The following is a 15751-nucleotide window of genomic DNA, read 5'->3' as shown; positions in this document are numbered from 1 at the left end:
CCGGGAAATGGCCAGGACACCCGTGGCCGCAGAAGGGCCGCACCGGCCAGGCGGCCGGTGCCCAAGCCCCGCGGCGGCACGGTCCGCACCCCCACCGTGCTCCAGATGGAGGCCGTCGAGTGCGGCGCCGCCTCCCTCGGGATGATCCTCGGCCACTACGGCCGGCACGTCCCGCTGGAGGAGCTGCGCATCGCCTGCGGTGTCTCCCGCGACGGCTCGCGCGCCTCCAACCTGCTCAAGGCGGCCCGCAGTTACGGCCTGACCGCCAAGGGCATGCAGATGGACCTGGCCGCGCTCGCCGAGGTCGCGGCACCGGCCATCCTGTTCTGGGAGTTCAACCACTACGTCGTCTTCGACGGCATGGGCCGCCGCTTCGGCCGGCGCGGGGTGTACATCAACGACCCCGCCAAGGGCCGCCGGTTCGTGCCCATGGAGGAGTTCGACGGCAGCTTCACCGGTGTGGTGCTGGTGCTGGAGCCGGGTGACGGCTTCACCAGGGGCGGGCGCAAGGCGGGCGTGCTCGGCGCGATGCCGGCCCGGCTGCGCGGCACCGCGGGCACCCTGCCCGCCGCCGTCCTCGCCAGTCTGCTGCTGGTCGCGGTCGGCGCCGCCGTACCCGCGCTCAGCCGCACCTACATCGACAAGTTCCTCATCGACGGACAGACGTCGCTGCTGGGCGTGCTGTTCGCCTCGATGGGCACCTGTGTGCTGCTCACCCTGGTGCTGACCTGGCTCCAGCAGGCCAATCTGCTGCACGGCCGGATCATCTCCTCCACCCTCTCCAGCGCCCGCTTCCTGCGCCATCTGCTGCGGCTGCCGGTCACGTTCTTCGCCCAGCGCTCCCCCGCCGACCTGGTGCAGCGCCTGCAGTCCAACGACCAGGTCGCCGAGACCCTGGCCCGGGACCTCGCGGCGGCGGGCGTGGACGCGATCGTGGTCGTGCTGTACGCCGTGCTGCTCTACACCTACGACCCGCAGCTGACCTTCGTCGGCATCGGCGTGGCCCTGCTCAACGTGGTCGCCATGCGGCTGGTCGTAAGGCTGCGGGCGACCCGGACAGCGAAGCTGCGCGCGGACACCGCGCGACTGACCACCACCTCGTACACCGGCCTTCAGCTGATCGAGACGATGAAGGCGACCGGTGGCGAGGACGGCTACTTCCGCAAGTGGGCCGGGCAGCACGCCACCACCCTGGAGGAGCAGCAGCGGCTCGGGGTGCCGAGCGCGTGGCTCGGGGTGGTCGCGCCGACCCTCGCCACCTTCAACAGCGCGCTGATCCTGTGGATCGGCGGCATGCGGGCCGTCGAGGGGCACATCTCGGTGGGTCTGCTGGTCGCCTTCCAGTCGCTGGTGACCCGCTTCACCGCCCCGCTCACCCGGCTCAACGGCGTGGCGGGCCGGATCCAGGACTTCGCGGCCGACGTCGCCCGGCTGAAGGACGTGGAGAACTTCCAGACCGACCCGCTCTACGCCCGCCCCGGCGGCGGCGACTCCACGCGGCGGCTGCACGGGCACGTCGAGCTGGAGAACGTCACCTTCGGCTACAGCCCGCTGGACAAACCGCTGCTGAGCGGCTTCGACCTGACCGTGGGTCCGGGGCAGCAGGTGGCGCTGGTCGGCGGCTCCGGAAGCGGCAAGTCGACGGTGTCCCGGCTGATCTCGGGCCTGTACGCCCCGTGGGACGGGGTAATCCGCATCGACGACCGCCGTCTGGAGGACATCCCGCGCGGGGCGCTGGCCTCCTCGGTCTCCTTCGTCGACCAGGACGTGTTCCTCTTCGAGGGCTCGGTCCGCGACAACGTGGCCCTGTGGGATCCGTCGATCCCGGACGAGGCCGTGGTGGAGGCGCTCAAGGACGCGGCCCTGTACGACGTGGTGATGCGCCGGCCGGGCGGCATCCACAGCAGGGTCGAGCAGGACGGCCACAACTTCTCCGGCGGTCAGCGCCAGCGCCTGGAGATCGCGCGGGCACTGGTGCGCCGGCCGAGCATCCTCGTGCTGGACGAGGTGACCAGCGCGCTGGACGCGGAGACCGAGCTGATCGTGATGGACAACCTGCGCCGGCGCGGCTGCGCCTGCGTGGTGATCGCGCACCGGCTGAGCACGGTCCGCGACAGCGACGAGATCGTGGTGCTCCAGCACGGCACGGTCGTCGAACGCGGGCGGCACGAGGAACTGGTGGCGCACGGCGGCGCATACGCCGCGCTGGTCAGGGAGCGGTGAGATGACGACTGTTCAGGAGGGGTACGACGGCGACCTCGTCATCGGCGCGCTCGGCTCGCTCGGCACGCGCGTGGACTGCGCCGGCTTCAACCGCGTCGACCTCGAGGGCCCGCAGGTGCTCTGGCTGGTCGCGGCCGGCGCCCTGGACCTGTTTGCGGTGGACGCGGCCCAGCAGGGCCACTGGCACCACCTCGGCCGGCTGGCGGCGGGCACACTGCTGCTCGGCCCGGTCGCCGGACCCCAGCACACCCTGGTGGCCCGCCCGGTGCGCGACTGCGTGGTGCACCGGATCAACCTGCGCGAGCTGTACCAGCCGGCCAACACCCAGACCTGGTCCTACGACGAGTACGGCAACCCGCAGTACGTTCCGCCCGCCACCAGCCCGCTGGAGTACGCGGTCGCGCTCGGCGTCGGTCGCGGGCTGTCCGTCCTGTTCCAGGCCCCGATGGCCGAGGACCGCTCCCAGGCACCCACCGACGACGACGTGTTCTGGATGCAGGTCCCGCCGGGCAGCGTCCAGTACGGCTCGCTGTACGGTGCGGAGGCCGCCGCCGATCTGCTGATGGACCCGGCGCTGTGGCAGTCCATGGTGGACCAGCAGTACCGGCTGCTGACCGCGCTGGACCGGTGGATCGAGCAGTTGGAGCGCACCCACGAGACGCGCGCCGCCGCCGGTATCAAGGCCGGTGAGGAGGTCCGCGCCCAGGCCGACCAGACGCTGCTCGCCTCCATCGGCAGGCGCTCGGCCCGCCGGACGACGGCCGCGGACGCCGATGCCGGCTACGCGGCCTGCAGGCTGGTCGCCGAGGCGGCCGGGATCACCCTCGCCGAGCCCGCGCAGAGCGGCACCGAGAGCGAACGCCTCGACCCGGTGGAGCGGGTCGCCCTCGCCTCCCGGGTGCGCACCCGGACCGTACGGCTCCAGGGGCGCTGGTGGCGGGAGAACGTGGGCCCGCTGGTCGGACACCGGGCGCTGTCCGGGGCGCCGGTCGCGCTGCTGTGGCGGCGCGGCGGGTACGTCGCCGTACATCCCGGCACCGGACGCGAGACGCCGATCGAGAAGGCCAACACGGAGGAGTTCGAACCGCGCGCGGTGATGTTCTACCGGCCGCTGCCGGACAAGGCGCTCTCGCCGCTCGGTCTGCTGCGGTTCAGTCTCCAGGGCACCCGCGGTGACCTGCTCGGCCTGCTGCTCGCCGGGCTGGTGACGGTGGTGATCGGCGCGCTGGTGCCGGTCGCGACCGGCAAGGTGCTCGGCGAGTACGTGCCGACGGCGCAGTCGGGCCTGATCGTCCAGGTGTGCCTGGCCGTGATGGTGAGCGGGGTGGTGGCGGCGGCCTTCACGCTGCTGGAGAACCTTTCCATCCTGCGGCTGGAGGGCCGGATCGAGGCCGCGCTGCAGCCCGCCGTGTGGGACAGGCTGCTGCGGCTGCCCACCCGGTTCTTCACCCAGCGCTCCACCGGTGAGCTGGCCAGTGCCGCCATGGGCATCAGCGCGATCCGCCGGCTGCTGGCGGGTGTCGGCCCGGTGGTCGCGCAGTCGGTGACGGTCGGCGCGATGAACCTGGGGATGCTGTTCTGGTACAGCCCGGCGATGGCGACGGCGGCGCTCGGCATGCTCGTCGTCATCGCGGCCGTGTTCCTGGGTCTCGGACTGTGGCAGGTGCGCTGGCAGCGGCGGCTGGTGTCGCTCGGCAACAAGCTGAACAACCAGGCCTTCCAGACCCTGCGCGGTCTGCCCAAGCTGCGGGTGGCGGCGGCCGAGAACTACGCGTACGCCGCCTGGGCGCGGGAGTTCGCGCGCAGCCGGGAGCTGCAGCAGAAGGTCGGCCGGATCAAGAACCTCACCTCGGTGCTGGGCTCGGTCTATCTGCCGGTGTGCACGCTGCTGATGTTCATGCTGCTGGCGGGCCCGGCCAGGGGCGCGATGTCGGCGGCGGACTTCCTCACCTTCAACACCTCGGTGACGATGGTGCTGACCGCGGTCACCCAGCTGACCGGCTCCTTCGTCTCGGCGGTGGCCGCGCTGCCGCTGTTCGAGGAGATCAAGCCGGTCTTCGAGGCGACCCCCGAGGTGCGCACGTCCAGCACCCGGCCGGGCCCGCTGTCGGGTGCGATCGAGGCCCGCCGGCTGTCCTTCCGGTACGCCGACGACGGGCCGCTCGTCCTCGACGACGTGTCGTTCGCCATCCGGCCGGGCGAGTTCGTCGCCGTCGTCGGCCCGAGCGGCTGTGGCAAGTCCACCCTGCTGAGGCTGCTCATCGGCTTCGACAAGCCGGTCTCCGGCAGCGTCCTGTACGACGGCCAGGACCTCGCGGCGCTCGACCAGTCGGCGCTGCGCCGTCAGTGCGGAGTGGTCCTGCAGCACGCCCAGCCGTTCACGGGCTCCATCCTGGACGTCATCTGCGGCACCGAGCCGTACACGCCCGAGGAGGCGATGGCGGCGGCCGAGATGGCGGGGCTCGCGGAGGACATCAAGCGGATGCCGATGGGGCTGCACACGATCGTGGCCGGCAACGGTGCGATCTCCGGCGGCCAGCGGCAGCGCCTGATGATCGCCCAGGCCCTGATCCGGCGTCCGCGGATCCTCTTCTTCGACGAGGCCACCAGCGCCCTGGACAACGACACCCAGCGCATCGTCATCGACAGCACCCGCAAGCTGAACGCCACCCGGATCGTCATCGCCCACCGGCTGTCGACGGTCCTGGACGCCGACCGGGTGATCGTGATGGAGGACGGCAAGGTCGTCCAGCAGGGCAGCCCGGCCGAGCTGCTCGCCGACACCGGGGGCCGGCTGCACGAGCTGGTGCGCAGGCAGATGGCCTGAGCCCTGTCGTCACATTCCCGTCTGGCCCGCGAGGACGGGCGTGTGACGACAGGACCTAGGGCTGCTCGGTCTGCTCCCCGGCCCGGTGGTGGTGGGAGGGCATCCAGTGGTGCTCGCAGAACCAGCGGCCGAACAGGGCACCGCCGTAGATGACGAACCCGACGCCGATCAGCCAGGACTCGACCACGAGGACGGTGCCCACGGCGCCGTAACTGAGTGCGTTGGTGACGATCAGCGGGGTGAAGACGAGAGAGGAGAAGGCCCGCAGGCCGGACAGGCCGAGGACGGTGGCGACGGCGCCGGGCAGCAGGGAGCGCCACTGGATCTGGCCACCCAGCAGGAAACGCTGTCCCCACCAGAAGAAGAGCACGCCGGTCACCGCGGACAGCACGATCCGCCGGCCGCCGGACAGCATGGTCTTCGTGGCCGCCTCCTGGTAGAGGTAGGCGGTGAGCACCACCAGCCAGGTCGCCTGCCGCCACACCCGGTGCCAGGGCCCGGACGGCAGGCCCCAGATGCGTTCGTAGGCGTTCTGCACACTGCCGCCGAAGGTCACGCCGAAGACGCCGAGCAGGACGAGGCTGAAGACGCTGGTCGTGCCGACGACGTTGCGCGGCGGGCTGACGACGTCGGTGAGCGCACGGGCGGACGGCCCGGACAGACCCATGCCGTCGGTCAGCCAGGCGGCGAACCCGCCCCGGGCCAGCGGGTCGGCGGCGGCCACCACGATCAGCAGCGGGGCCAGCGTCACCAGGGCGAGGGTGGCGAACCCCATGGCCCGGTGCAGCAGTTCCAGCTCCCGGCCGTGCTCGAACAGAGCCCGCACCCTCAGCCACTGCCAAGCACGGTGCAGGCCGCGCCGCCACCACTCCACGGCTCCTCCCGCGCTCGCCGCCATTCCCCCCGTGTCCTTCTGTCTCCTCCTGTGCCGATTCATCCATCCTGGCGCGCTTCGGGCAACTCGCACCCGCGGCGACACGGCGCAGGAGTGAGCCGGCGGCACCCGCGAGCCGACGGGGCCGCTGTCCCCTTGCCGGGCCGGATCCGCCGCCGCGTGCCGCTACGCGGTCCGGCCGTGGCACCCGGCCCGCCGACGCCCGGTTTGGCAGTGGAGCACCGGCTGGGGCAGGAGGCCCGCCCGGGGTGACCCCGTCCGCAAGCACGCCGTAGCAGGTCAGGCGGTAGGCAGCGGCCGCGGTCCGGGGCGCGGTCACCCGCGGCCGGTCTCGGCCGCGGACACCCGGGGCGAGTACCGCACCCGGTACATGCGCCACGGGAGCACCGCGTTCCCGGACGGGTGGTTCGGCGCGCGGCTGCCGGCCGGGCCCGGCGCGCTGCCCTCCGCCCGGTCCCGGGTACTCACGAGCCGACCCGAGCGGCCGGTCAGTCCAGGCCCGGCACGGGGGCGCCGGAGGGCGCACCGGCGTCGAGATAGCCGGCGTAGTACTCCTTCCAGGATGCGCTCGGCCCCGTGTGCGACCCCTCGAAGCGCTCACCGCGCGCCTTGGCGTCGAGGGCGCCGAGACACACCTCCCAGCCGGCACCGTTGCGGGCGGCGGTGTTCGCCTCGCCGAGGACATTGGTGAGCGTGAACCGGGTCCGCCGCTCGGCGACCGCCTCCAGGTCGAAGTGGAGTTCGTCGCCGCCCCACTCGAAGGACAGATGCCGTGGCGGGTCGATGGCGAGCACCCGGCCGGTGAACTCGGGCACGTCCGGGCCGCTGAAGCGGATGGTGCCGCCGGGGCGCAGCTCCATCTCGGCGCGGAACGGGAACCACTGCTCGAGTTCGTCGGGATCGGTGACGAACTGCCAGACCCGGTCCGCCGGGTGGTCGTAGGTGCGGGTGAACCGGACGGCGGGGTGGCCGTCGTCCAGGGTCAGACAGGTGCCGGTGAGGTCGACGGGCATGGCGCTTCAGTCCTTGGGTGGTGAGGGGTGTCGGGTGTCGTCCGACGTCTCGTCCAGGCGCCGGCCCAGGGTGTCCAGGCTGCTGTTCCACAGCCTGCGATAGGGCTCCAGCCAGGCGTCGAGGGCGACGATCGGAGCCGGGTCCAGGGCGTGGACGCGTCGCTGCGCGTCCTGCCGGACACGGACCAGGCCCGCCTCCCGGAGCACCTTCAGATGCTTGGACGTGCTCGGCTGGCTCAGCCCGCAGATCTCGGCGATCTCCCCGACGGGCCGGGGCCCCTCCCGCAGGAGCGCGACGATCGCCCGCCGGTGGGGGTCGGCCAGGGCGGACCAGAGCGCCGCATCGGACATGCGGCCAATATGCGCTGCGGGTTATATGCCTGTCAAGACATATAACCCGCACCCTCACGGAGTCCAGCGAAACGTTGCCGTTTCGATGAAAGTGCTCTACTCTCGATGTGTACGAAACAGTTTCGTTTACGTGCCGTTTACTTCCGCACCCGAACGACTTCCCTGGAGTGGTTCATGTCCCAGCAGACCCTGGCCGACGGCCCCCGGGCCGGAGCCGCCGCAGTCGACGCGGCCGAGACGAGCGGGGCCTCCCCCAAGCGGTGGTGGATCCTCGCGGTCGTCGCCGTCGCCCAGCTGATGGTCGTCCTCGACGCCACGATCGTGAACATCGCCCTGCCGTCCGCCCAGACCGACCTCGGCTTCTCCGACGGCAACCGGCAGTGGATCGTGACGGCCTATGCCCTCGCCTTCGCCTCCCTGCTGCTGCTCGGCGGCCGCATCGCCGATCTGTTCGGCCGCAAGCCCGCCTTCCTCGTCGGCGTCGTCGGCTTCGCCGGGGCCTCCGCACTCGGCGGCGCCGCGAACGGCTTCACGATGCTGGTGGTCGCCCGCGCCCTGCAGGGCGCCTTCGGCGCCCTCCTCGCGCCCGCCGCGCTGTCCCTGCTCAACACCACCTTCACCGACGCCCGGGAACGGGCCCGCGCCTTCAGCGTGTACGGCGCGATCGCCGGCGCCGGCGGTGCGGTGGGCCTGCTGCTCGGCGGTGTGCTGACCGACGCCCTGGACTGGCGCTGGACGCTGTATGTGAACGTGGCCATCGCGGTCGTCGCCTTCGCGGGCGGCTGGATCCTGCTGAGCAACCACCGCGACGCCGCGGGCGCCAGGCTCGACGTGCCGGGCACGGTCCTGGTCGCCTCCGGTCTCTTCTCCCTGGTGTACGGCTTCTCCAACGCCGAGACCCACGACTGGAGTTCGCCGCTGACCTGGGGCTTCCTGATCGCGGGCGGTCTGCTGCTGGCGGCCTTCGCCTGGTGGCAGACGCGGGCCGCGCACCCGCTGCTGCCGCTGCGCATCCTGCTCGACCGCAACCGCGCCGCCTCCTACCTCGCGGTGCTGATCACCGGCGCGGGCATGTTCGGCGTGTTCCTCTTCCTGACCTACTACCTCCAGCTCAACCTCGGCTTCAGCCCCACGAAGACCGGTGTGGCGTTCCTGCCGATGGTCGGCGCGCTGATGGTGACCGCACAGGTGGGCACCACGGTGCTGCTGCCCAGGATCGGCCCGAAGGCGGTCATCCCGCTGGGCTTCGCGATCGCCACGGCCGGCATGGCCTGGCTGACCGGCATCGGCCTCGGCGCGCACTACTCGACCGCGGTGCTGCCCCAGCTGGTCGTGATCGGCGTCGGCCTCGGTCTGGTCATGCCGCCGGCCATGCAGCTGGCCACCGGCGGGGTCGCGGCGGAGGACGCGGGGGTGGCCTCCGCAGCCGTCAACGCCATGCAGCAGGTGGGCGGTTCGATCGGTACGGCGCTGCTGAACACCCTCGCGTCGACCGCCGCCACGAACTACCTGGCCGGCCGGGACGCCACCAGCAAGCTGGTCCGGGCGCAGGCGACCATCGAGAGCTACACCACCGCCTTCTGGTGGTCCGCGGGGCTCTTCGCCGCGGGCGCGCTGATCGCCTTCCTGCTCTACCGGCGCGGGCTGCCGCAGCAGGACGCGGGGGCCGCTCCGGTCGTCCACATGTGACCGCCGGACCACGACGGGCCGAGGCGCCGCCGTCAGCAGGGAGACGGCGGCCCCTCGGCCCGTCGTGGTGCAGGGGGTGCGCAAGGCGCGGGCGGTGCTCGGCAGCGCCGTGTCCCTCGTCCTGGGGACGGGACGTTCGTCCGCCGGTACCAGGAGCCGCAGTTGGCATGTCGGTTCCGCCGGTTCCGCGCCGCGTACGCGCACTGCCGGGGAGCGGGTGCCGGTCCGGCGGCCCCCGCGCACTCGCCGTGCGGGGTGCCTGAGCCGTGCGGTTCGTGCCCGAGCCGCGTGGCTCGGCGCCTCGGCCGTGTCGCTCCGTGACCTGCCGCGCCGCTTGCCGCGACACGAGTCACCGGCTCCGGCCCGGCGACCCGGTTGAAACCGGTGTTTTTTCGCCGCTCCCCGGGAGGCCCCCCACGGGCCTGCCCGGGGAGCGGCTCTGTGCCCGGGAACCGGCGGGCGGCCCCACTCCGCCCGTCGGTCCCGGTGCGAGATCGCAGGTTCCCCGCTCCAGGGGCCGCACTCCCCAGTTACGGACCTGATCCGGCAAGTACGGAGATCCGTGCGATCCCGGCCTTGGACGGTGTACCGCCTAGAAGGCGAAGACACCGCCGACAATGGAGTCCTTCACACACGCGTTGCCGAAGGACCGCTCGTAGGAGACGCGTTGACCCTGCCAGACACCCTGGACGGTGACGACCACCGGGTCGTACAGCTTGTTGCACCACACGCCCTCGGCGGGCTTGAGCGCGCTGAAGTCACCGCCGGAGCCGCGCAGTTCGGCGCAGGCCCGGGCCGCGTCCGGGTGGGTACCGGAGGGCGTGGGAGCGCAGGAGAGGGTGACGGCGCGCTCGGGCGTGGCCGTGGCCGCGTCACTGCCGTGGCCGGTGGTGAGAACCAGCGCCGACGGGGCGTACAGCGACGACGGGGCGGCGCCCGGTGCAGCGACGGCGGCCCCGGTCAGGGGTCCGCAAACGGCGGCGGCCGTGAGGCCGAGGGCCGCTGCCCAGCGCGCGGTGTTCCGCATTGTGTGCATCCTTCCGCTCGAACATTCGTGGTGCCGGCCCGGGCCCGGGTCGGGCACCGGAGCGGCGAGCGCCACTCTGCCGAGTCCCCCGCCGAAACACACATCGCACGCATGGGTTTCAGTAACCTTTCGTGTTGAATCAGTGGCGCGATGTCACGGAATTTGCACACCGTGACCCAGGAACGGAGCGGGTTCCGTTCCATCGAAGCGTTTCAATGGCCGAAAATCGGCGCTTCGTTAATCGTCCTGAAACATTCCGGCTTCGACCCCCTCAAGCCCCTTCATGACTCCTTGTGTTCATGAAATGATCACCAAGCGGGGGGCACCCCCGGATCCCGGCCGGTGTTCGTTTCCTCCACCGGGGACGCGGAAGGTGGACGAACCATCCCCTGGATCATGCCGTTTCGGCCGCCGCACCGTCGGCGCACCCTTCCTGCTGTGCCTGTTCTCCGACCCCGAGGGCGTCGACACCGCCGTGGGCCGGCCGAACCGGTCACCCGTCACCTCGGCCACCGGCCACCCGCCACCCGCCACCCGCCACCCGCCACCCGCCACTATCGTCGGGCTGCACGCGTACCCATCCCATCGGCGAGGAGAGGCGGACGGCCGGATGGCGCAGCACTGGGCCGACTTCCAGTACGAGATCTATCTGAACGGGATGACGGGGGCCGTGCCCCGACTCCCCACCGATCTGACCCGGCTCGCGGAAGTGGCCGAACACCGGCTCCCGCCGGGCCCGGTGGGGTACGTGGCGGGCAGCGCGGGCGACGGCAGCACGAGCCGCGCCAACCGGGCCGCGCTCGCCCGGCGCCGGATCGTGCCGCGCATGCTGCGGGACGTGGCCGAGCGGGATCTGTCCACCGAGGTGCTCGGGCGGTCCCTGCCGGCGCCGCTGGCGCTGGCGCCCGTCGGGGTACTGAAGATCATGCACCCGGACGCCGAGTCGGCGGCGGCCCGGGCCGCCGCCGCGCGAGGCGTGCCGTACATCCTGTCGTCGGCGTCCAGCACGCCGATGGAGCAGGTGGCCCGGGAGATGGGGGACGGCGAGCGGTGGTTCCAGCTGTACTGGGGCAAGGACCGCGAGGTCACCCGGAGTTTCCTCGCCCGGGCCAAGGCCGCCGGCTTCTCGGTGCTGGTGGTCACCCTCGACACCCAGTTGCTGGCATGGCGGCCGCGCGACCTGGACCAGGCGTACCTGCCGTTCCTGCACGGAGTCGGCACGGCCAACTACTTCTCCGACCCGGCGTTCCAGGCAGGGCTCGACAAGCCCGTGCACGAGGACCTGAAGGCGGCCGTGCTGCACTTCCTGGGCCTGTTCGGAGACGCCGGCCACACCTGGCCGGACCTGGCCTTCCTGCGGGAGCACTGGGACGGCCCGATCGTCCTCAAGGGCGTCCTGCACCCGGACGACGCCCGGCTGGCCGCAGATGCCGGGATGGACGGGGTGGTGGTCTCCAACCACGGCGGCCGCCAGGTGGCCGGCTCGGTCGCCGCGGCCGACGCGCTGCCCCGGGTCGCGGAGGCGGTCGGCGACCGGCTGACGGTGCTGTTCGACAGCGGGGTGCGCACCGGCGACGACGTGTTCAAGGCGCTGGCCCTGGGCGCGCGGGCGGTGCTGCTCGGCCGGCCCTACGTCTACGGGCTCGGCCTGGACGGGCAGGCGGGCGTCGAGCATGTCATCCGGTGTCTGCTGGCCGAGTTCGACCTCACGCTCGCGTTGTCCGGGCACGCCCGCCCGGGGACGGTGTCGGCGGCCGACCTCGTCGAGGACCCCGTGTGACGCCGTACCCGCAGCCGGTGGCGGTCGGTCCGCCACCGGCGATCTCTCAGATGTCCTGCTCCGCCGGCCCGCCCGGCTGCGCAAAGGGCCCGCCCGAACCGGCGGTCGACAGGGAGCCCGGGCTCGCCGACGCCGCGTCGGTGACCCAGCGCTGGCCGGCGGAGCGGTCCCGGACCGTCACGACGAGATCGGCGCCCGGGGTCCCGCCCGGGCCGGCGAGGGCGAGGGTGCGGTCCCAGCGGGGCAGCAACTCGCCCTGTGCGGTGAGGTCGTAACGCACGTCGGCGGACCGCTCGGAGTCCTCCTCGGCGCAGGTGCCGAGGATCACCACTCCGGCGTCGGCGTGCGAGTCCAGGCACAGACCCGAGTCGGCGGCGCTGCGCAGCAGCCCGTCGGTGTCGTACGTCCACCGCTGGGTGAGGGCCGAGGAGCAGACGGCCATGACCGCGCCCGCCCCGGCTTTCGGTGTGCCCTTGATGTCGAGGCACAGGTCGGCGGCGGCGTTGCGCAGCCGCGCGGGCCGGCCGGCCGTGGGCAGGCCCGTGGTGCCGGGCGCGGTGGCGGAACCGGGGGCGGCCGGGCCGGCGGTCCCCGGGGCGGCGCCGGTGGAGGCGACCGGATCGGTGCCGTCACCGCCGTCCGGCCACATGCCGACCACGAGGACGGTCGCGAGCAGCACGGCCGAGGCGACCCCGACTCCGGTGAGCAGCGTGCGGGAGGAGAGGGCGGCGCCGGGTGCGCGCAGGACGGCCGCCGGGAACCGGGCGAGCGGTCCCGACTCGCCGCCACCGTGCCGCCGGCCACGGGACTGTCCTGTCCGGGCCCGTGGTTCGGACGGTTCGTCGTCGGCTCTCCCGCGTGCGCCGGACAGCACGGCGCGCGCGAGCAGGCCGGGCCCGCCCCCGCCGCGCCTGCGTCCGCCCGAGCGCCGGGAGCCGCGGGTGCGGGCCGGGCCGGTCCGGCGGCCGGGGCGGGAGTCGAGATAGCGGCGGGCGCCCCAGCCGAGCACGGCCTCGGCGAGCAGCACGCCGGGCGCGGCGTCGGCGTGGCCCAGTTGCTCGGCGGCGTGCCGGCAGAAGGAGCAGGCGGCCAGATGCTCCTGTACGTCGGGCAGCAGGGCACCGCCACGGCGGATCGGGACGTCGAGCAGGCGGTTGTAGTAGCGGCAGTCCTTGCCGGGCGCGAGTTCCCGGTGGGCGCGCACCAGGCCCTCGCGGAACTTCTCCCGGGCCTGCTCCAACGCGGCCGTCGCGCTGTCGGTGTCGACACCGAGCAGCGCGGCGGGAACGGTCGTCGGCTCGGCCTCGACCTCGGTGTGCCACAGCAGCGTCTGCTCCAGCCGGGGAAGGGCGTGGAAGGAGCGGTCGGACAGAACGCGGTTTTCCGGTATCAGCGTCTTGGCGGCGCGCATTCCGCGGCCCCCGGCGGGCTTTGCGAGTCCGGGCAGTACGGCGGTGATGCGGTCGGTGCCGGACCAGTTGACGACCGTGTCCCTGACTGCCACGAGCAGCCGGGGCCGCAGCGCCTCGGCGGGTTCGCCGAGCGCGAGCCGGCCGAGTACCTGGTGGAAGGCGGTGGCGGTGACCATGTGGGCGAGCGGCCCGGACAGGGCGAGGCAGATGACCGCGTACTCCTGCGCAGGCTGCCAGTGCCGGGCCATGAGCAGGGCGGCGGACCGGGAGCCTTCCGCGTCGGAGCCGGCCCGCAGCGGACCGGCCAGCAACTCGTCCGGTTCCCCGGTGTCTGCGCCCGGCGGCGGATAGGGCGGACGAGGAGGGTGGGGGGTGGGCACAGAGCGGATTCCTTTGGTGCGAGATCGGTGCGTGATGCGTCGATGCTTCCTCGGGCGCGCGCGGGGAGGCGAATGCACCGGCGCTCGGCCGGCGAAGGATCCGCAACTGCCGGAAAGACCCCGGACTTTACCCCCCGCACGGGCGTGTCAACCCTTGCACAACTTACACACGAGCAACAAGGCGCCCGCACAACATCGACAGGTTTGAAAGAAAGTCAGAAATGAAGCCGTCCCGCCTGTTCGTGTGCGACCGCATTCGGAATTCCGAGCGCCCCGTGTGAAGCGTGCGCACACACCGGCCGGCCGCGCTCGCTCCCGGGCCCCACGGCCCGGGTGGTGGACTGGGTCCGGCCCTCTCGAAAGGCCCCGTACACCGGCCGCCGGCCCTCTTCCTCCCGCCCACGGCCGGCGGCCCCGCTCCGCCTGACCCGGCCGGCGGCCCCGGCGGCTTCCCCCGCCGGCCGGGGCAGGTCGGACCGGACCGGTGCCCGGCCCAGCACTCAGATCTGCCAGGAACGCAGCCGGTCGGCGGCACCGTACACGTCGGCCTTGCCGGACATCAGGTCGCGGGTCAGGTCGACAAGGGCGCCGTAGGGCGGGTCGATGCCGACGCCGCTGACGAACATGTAGGCCACGGCGGTCGCGCAGGCGAAGCGGGCGTTGGCCGCGGGCAGCGGCTTGAGCAGGGCGAGGGTGTGCAGCAGGGCGGCGGCCCGCCAGGCGGGGTCGGAGTCCACCCCCAGCCGCGGCGGGTCCACACGGTGCCGGGCGACAGCGGCGACCAGCGCGGAGAAGTCGTCGACCGTCGGCTGGTCGGGCAGGACCTCCTCATGGCGCTGGAGCAGCCAGGGGACGTCGATATGAATGACGGAGGGCATCGATTCAGGCGGCCTCGTCCTTGGCGGGGGGCTCGTCGTCGGGGAAGGCCGCCGCGAACTCCTCGGCGTGCGCGGCGAAGAACCGGCGGAAGGTCTCGGCGCCCTCCTGCAGCGCCCGGTGCCGGGCGATGTCGGCGGCGGCGGCCTCACGCACGAGGGCCTTCATCGACGTACCGCGCTCCTTGGCGATCTGCCGCAGGTCCTCAAGTTCCCGGTCGCTGAACTCCACGTTGAGAGCTGGCATGTCCTTCACGGTACCGCGCGGGTACTCCGCCGTAAATAGCACCAGGTCAGAGGCTATCTGAAACGGTACCTCCGAGATCCGAAAGCCATGTCCGATTCCCGCCGGTCCGCAGGCGCCGTACGCAGCAGACTCGGCAGCACGCACAACGACCTGACGACCACGGGACACCAGGAGCACCGATGAACACCCGCACTGTGCACACCGTCCACCCGAGCCCACTGGGCGACCTGCTGCTGACCGGCACGGTCTCGGCGGCCGGTCTCGCGCTCACCTCGCTCACCCTGCCCGGGCAGCGCGGCGCGCCCGCCGTCCGCGCCGAGGACCGCGACGACGCGCCGTTCGCCGTGGCACACCGGCAGCTGGAGGTCTACTTCTCGGGCCGCCCGACCCGCTTCGACCTGTCGCTCGCGCCCGTCGGCACCCCCTTCCAGCAGGCGGTCTGGCAGGCCCTGGACGACATCCCCCACGGCACGACGACCACGTACGGCGTGCTGGCCGCCCGGCTGGGCGTGCCACGGGCCGAGCTGCGCGCGGTGGGCCGGGCGCTGGGCGCCAACCCGCTCCTGCTCGTCCGCCCCTGCCACCGGGTGATCGGCGCGGACGGCTCGATGCGCGGGTACGCGGGCGGCGTCGCACGCAAGGTGTGGCTGCTCACACACGAAGGCGCGCTCCAGCCGACGCTGGTGTGAGGGAGGCCGTCATGCAGCTCACCGTGGCACAGGCGCGGCGGCGCGTGGCCCGCACCGACTGGGCCGGGCTCGCCGCCGAGCTGGACGAGCAGGGCAGCGCGCCCACCGGCCCGCTGCTGACGCCCGCCGAGTGTGCCGACCTCGCCGCGCTGTACGACGAGCCGGAGCTGTTCCGGACGACGCTCGACCTGGCCCGGCACCGGTTCGGCTCCGGCCAGTACCGCTCCTTCACCCATGACCTGCCCGCCCCGGTGGCCGCGCTGCGCGCCGCGCTCTGTCCGCAGGGGTTGCCCGTAGGCGGCCGGGACACTGGAGACGACACCCCCGACGAGGGTGCCGCCGG

Annotated in this window: 12 protein-coding genes and 1 pseudogene; 6 read left to right on the top strand and 7 right to left on the bottom strand. The window is 72.7% G+C overall.

The annotated features are described in order from the left end of the window. Window positions 1–57: 57 nt before the first annotated feature. Window positions 58–2223 carry an NHLP family bacteriocin export ABC transporter peptidase/permease/ATPase subunit gene (locus GQF42_RS39395; RefSeq protein ID WP_158928011.1) on the top strand — a complete coding sequence of 722 codons (2166 nt, stop codon included), beginning with the start codon at window positions 58–60 and terminating at the stop codon, window positions 2221–2223. Window position 2224: 1 nt separating this feature from the next. Then, window positions 2225–5050 carry an NHLP bacteriocin export ABC transporter permease/ATPase subunit gene (locus GQF42_RS39390; RefSeq protein ID WP_158928009.1) on the top strand — a complete coding sequence of 942 codons (2826 nt, stop codon included), beginning with the start codon at window positions 2225–2227 and terminating at the stop codon, window positions 5048–5050. Between the two features lie 55 nt (window positions 5051–5105). Here the strand turns inward: GQF42_RS39390 and GQF42_RS39385 are convergent, their stop codons facing one another. The 3 genes from GQF42_RS39385 to GQF42_RS39375 all read right to left on the bottom strand — a co-directional run bounded on the left by GQF42_RS39385 (window position 5106) and on the right by GQF42_RS39375 (window position 7309). Beyond that, on the bottom strand, window positions 5106–5948 hold the full coding sequence (locus GQF42_RS39385; protein WP_158928007.1) for a ribonuclease BN: 843 nt from the start codon (window positions 5946–5948) through the stop codon (window positions 5106–5108). Window positions 5949–6433: 485 nt separating this feature from the next. Then, window positions 6434–6958, bottom strand: a complete 525-nt coding sequence (locus GQF42_RS39380; RefSeq protein WP_158928005.1) for an SRPBCC family protein — start codon at window positions 6956–6958, stop codon at window positions 6434–6436. Between the two features lie 6 nt (window positions 6959–6964). Then, window positions 6965–7309 (bottom strand): ArsR/SmtB family transcription factor, encoded by a 345-nt coding sequence (locus GQF42_RS39375; protein ID WP_158928003.1) that lies wholly within the window; start codon window positions 7307–7309, stop codon window positions 6965–6967. Window positions 7310–7483: 174 nt separating this feature from the next. Between GQF42_RS39375 and GQF42_RS39370 the strand changes: the two genes are divergently transcribed. After that, window positions 7484–8998, top strand: coding sequence for an MFS transporter (locus tag GQF42_RS39370; RefSeq protein ID WP_158928001.1), 1515 nt, complete (start codon window positions 7484–7486; stop codon window positions 8996–8998). Between the two features lie 592 nt (window positions 8999–9590). Here GQF42_RS39370 and GQF42_RS39365 read toward each other — a convergent pair. Next, the gene (locus GQF42_RS39365) at window positions 9591–10025 is read right to left on the bottom strand and encodes a subtilase-type protease inhibitor (RefSeq protein WP_158927999.1); all 435 of its coding nucleotides are present in this window, start codon (window positions 10023–10025) and stop codon (window positions 9591–9593) included. A gap of 610 nt (window positions 10026–10635) precedes the next feature. On the opposite strand from GQF42_RS39365, the gene GQF42_RS39360 reads away from it, so the two are divergent. Continuing rightward, the gene (locus GQF42_RS39360; RefSeq protein WP_158931130.1) at window positions 10636–11805 is read left to right on the top strand and encodes a lactate 2-monooxygenase; all 1170 of its coding nucleotides are present in this window, start codon (window positions 10636–10638) and stop codon (window positions 11803–11805) included. A gap of 46 nt (window positions 11806–11851) precedes the next feature. Here GQF42_RS39360 and GQF42_RS39355 read toward each other — a convergent pair whose 3' ends face one another. From GQF42_RS39355 to GQF42_RS39345, 3 genes are all read right to left on the bottom strand, one after another. Continuing rightward, window positions 11852–13597: an RICIN domain-containing protein gene (locus GQF42_RS39355; protein WP_158927997.1), complete on the bottom strand. Its 1746-nt coding sequence runs from the start codon at window positions 13595–13597 to the stop codon at window positions 11852–11854. A 500-nt stretch (window positions 13598–14097) separates the two neighbouring features. Continuing rightward, entirely contained in the window at window positions 14098–14475 is a 378-nt protein-coding gene (locus GQF42_RS39350) for a toxin Doc (protein ID WP_158927995.1), read from the bottom strand. Between the two features lie 4 nt (window positions 14476–14479). After that, entirely contained in the window at window positions 14480–14719 is a 240-nt protein-coding gene (locus GQF42_RS39345; RefSeq protein WP_158927993.1) for a hypothetical protein, read from the bottom strand. Between the two features lie 179 nt (window positions 14720–14898). On the opposite strand from GQF42_RS39345, the gene GQF42_RS39340 reads away from it, so the two are divergent. Continuing rightward, window positions 14899–15408, top strand: coding sequence for a methylated-DNA--[protein]-cysteine S-methyltransferase (locus GQF42_RS39340; RefSeq protein WP_158927991.1), 510 nt, complete (start codon window positions 14899–14901; stop codon window positions 15406–15408). An 11-nt stretch (window positions 15409–15419) separates the two neighbouring features. Further along, window positions 15420–15704, top strand: a pseudogene (locus GQF42_RS39335) (2OG-Fe(II) oxygenase); the annotation flags it as partial. Between the last annotated feature and the right edge of the window lie 47 nt (window positions 15705–15751).

The sequence above is a fragment of the Streptomyces broussonetiae genome (genome assembly GCF_009796285.1).
Lineage (GTDB): Bacteria > Actinomycetota > Actinomycetes > Streptomycetales > Streptomycetaceae > Streptomyces > Streptomyces broussonetiae.
Note: the sequence above shows the minus strand (reverse complement) of the source record. Positions and strands in the feature narration are given on the sequence as shown.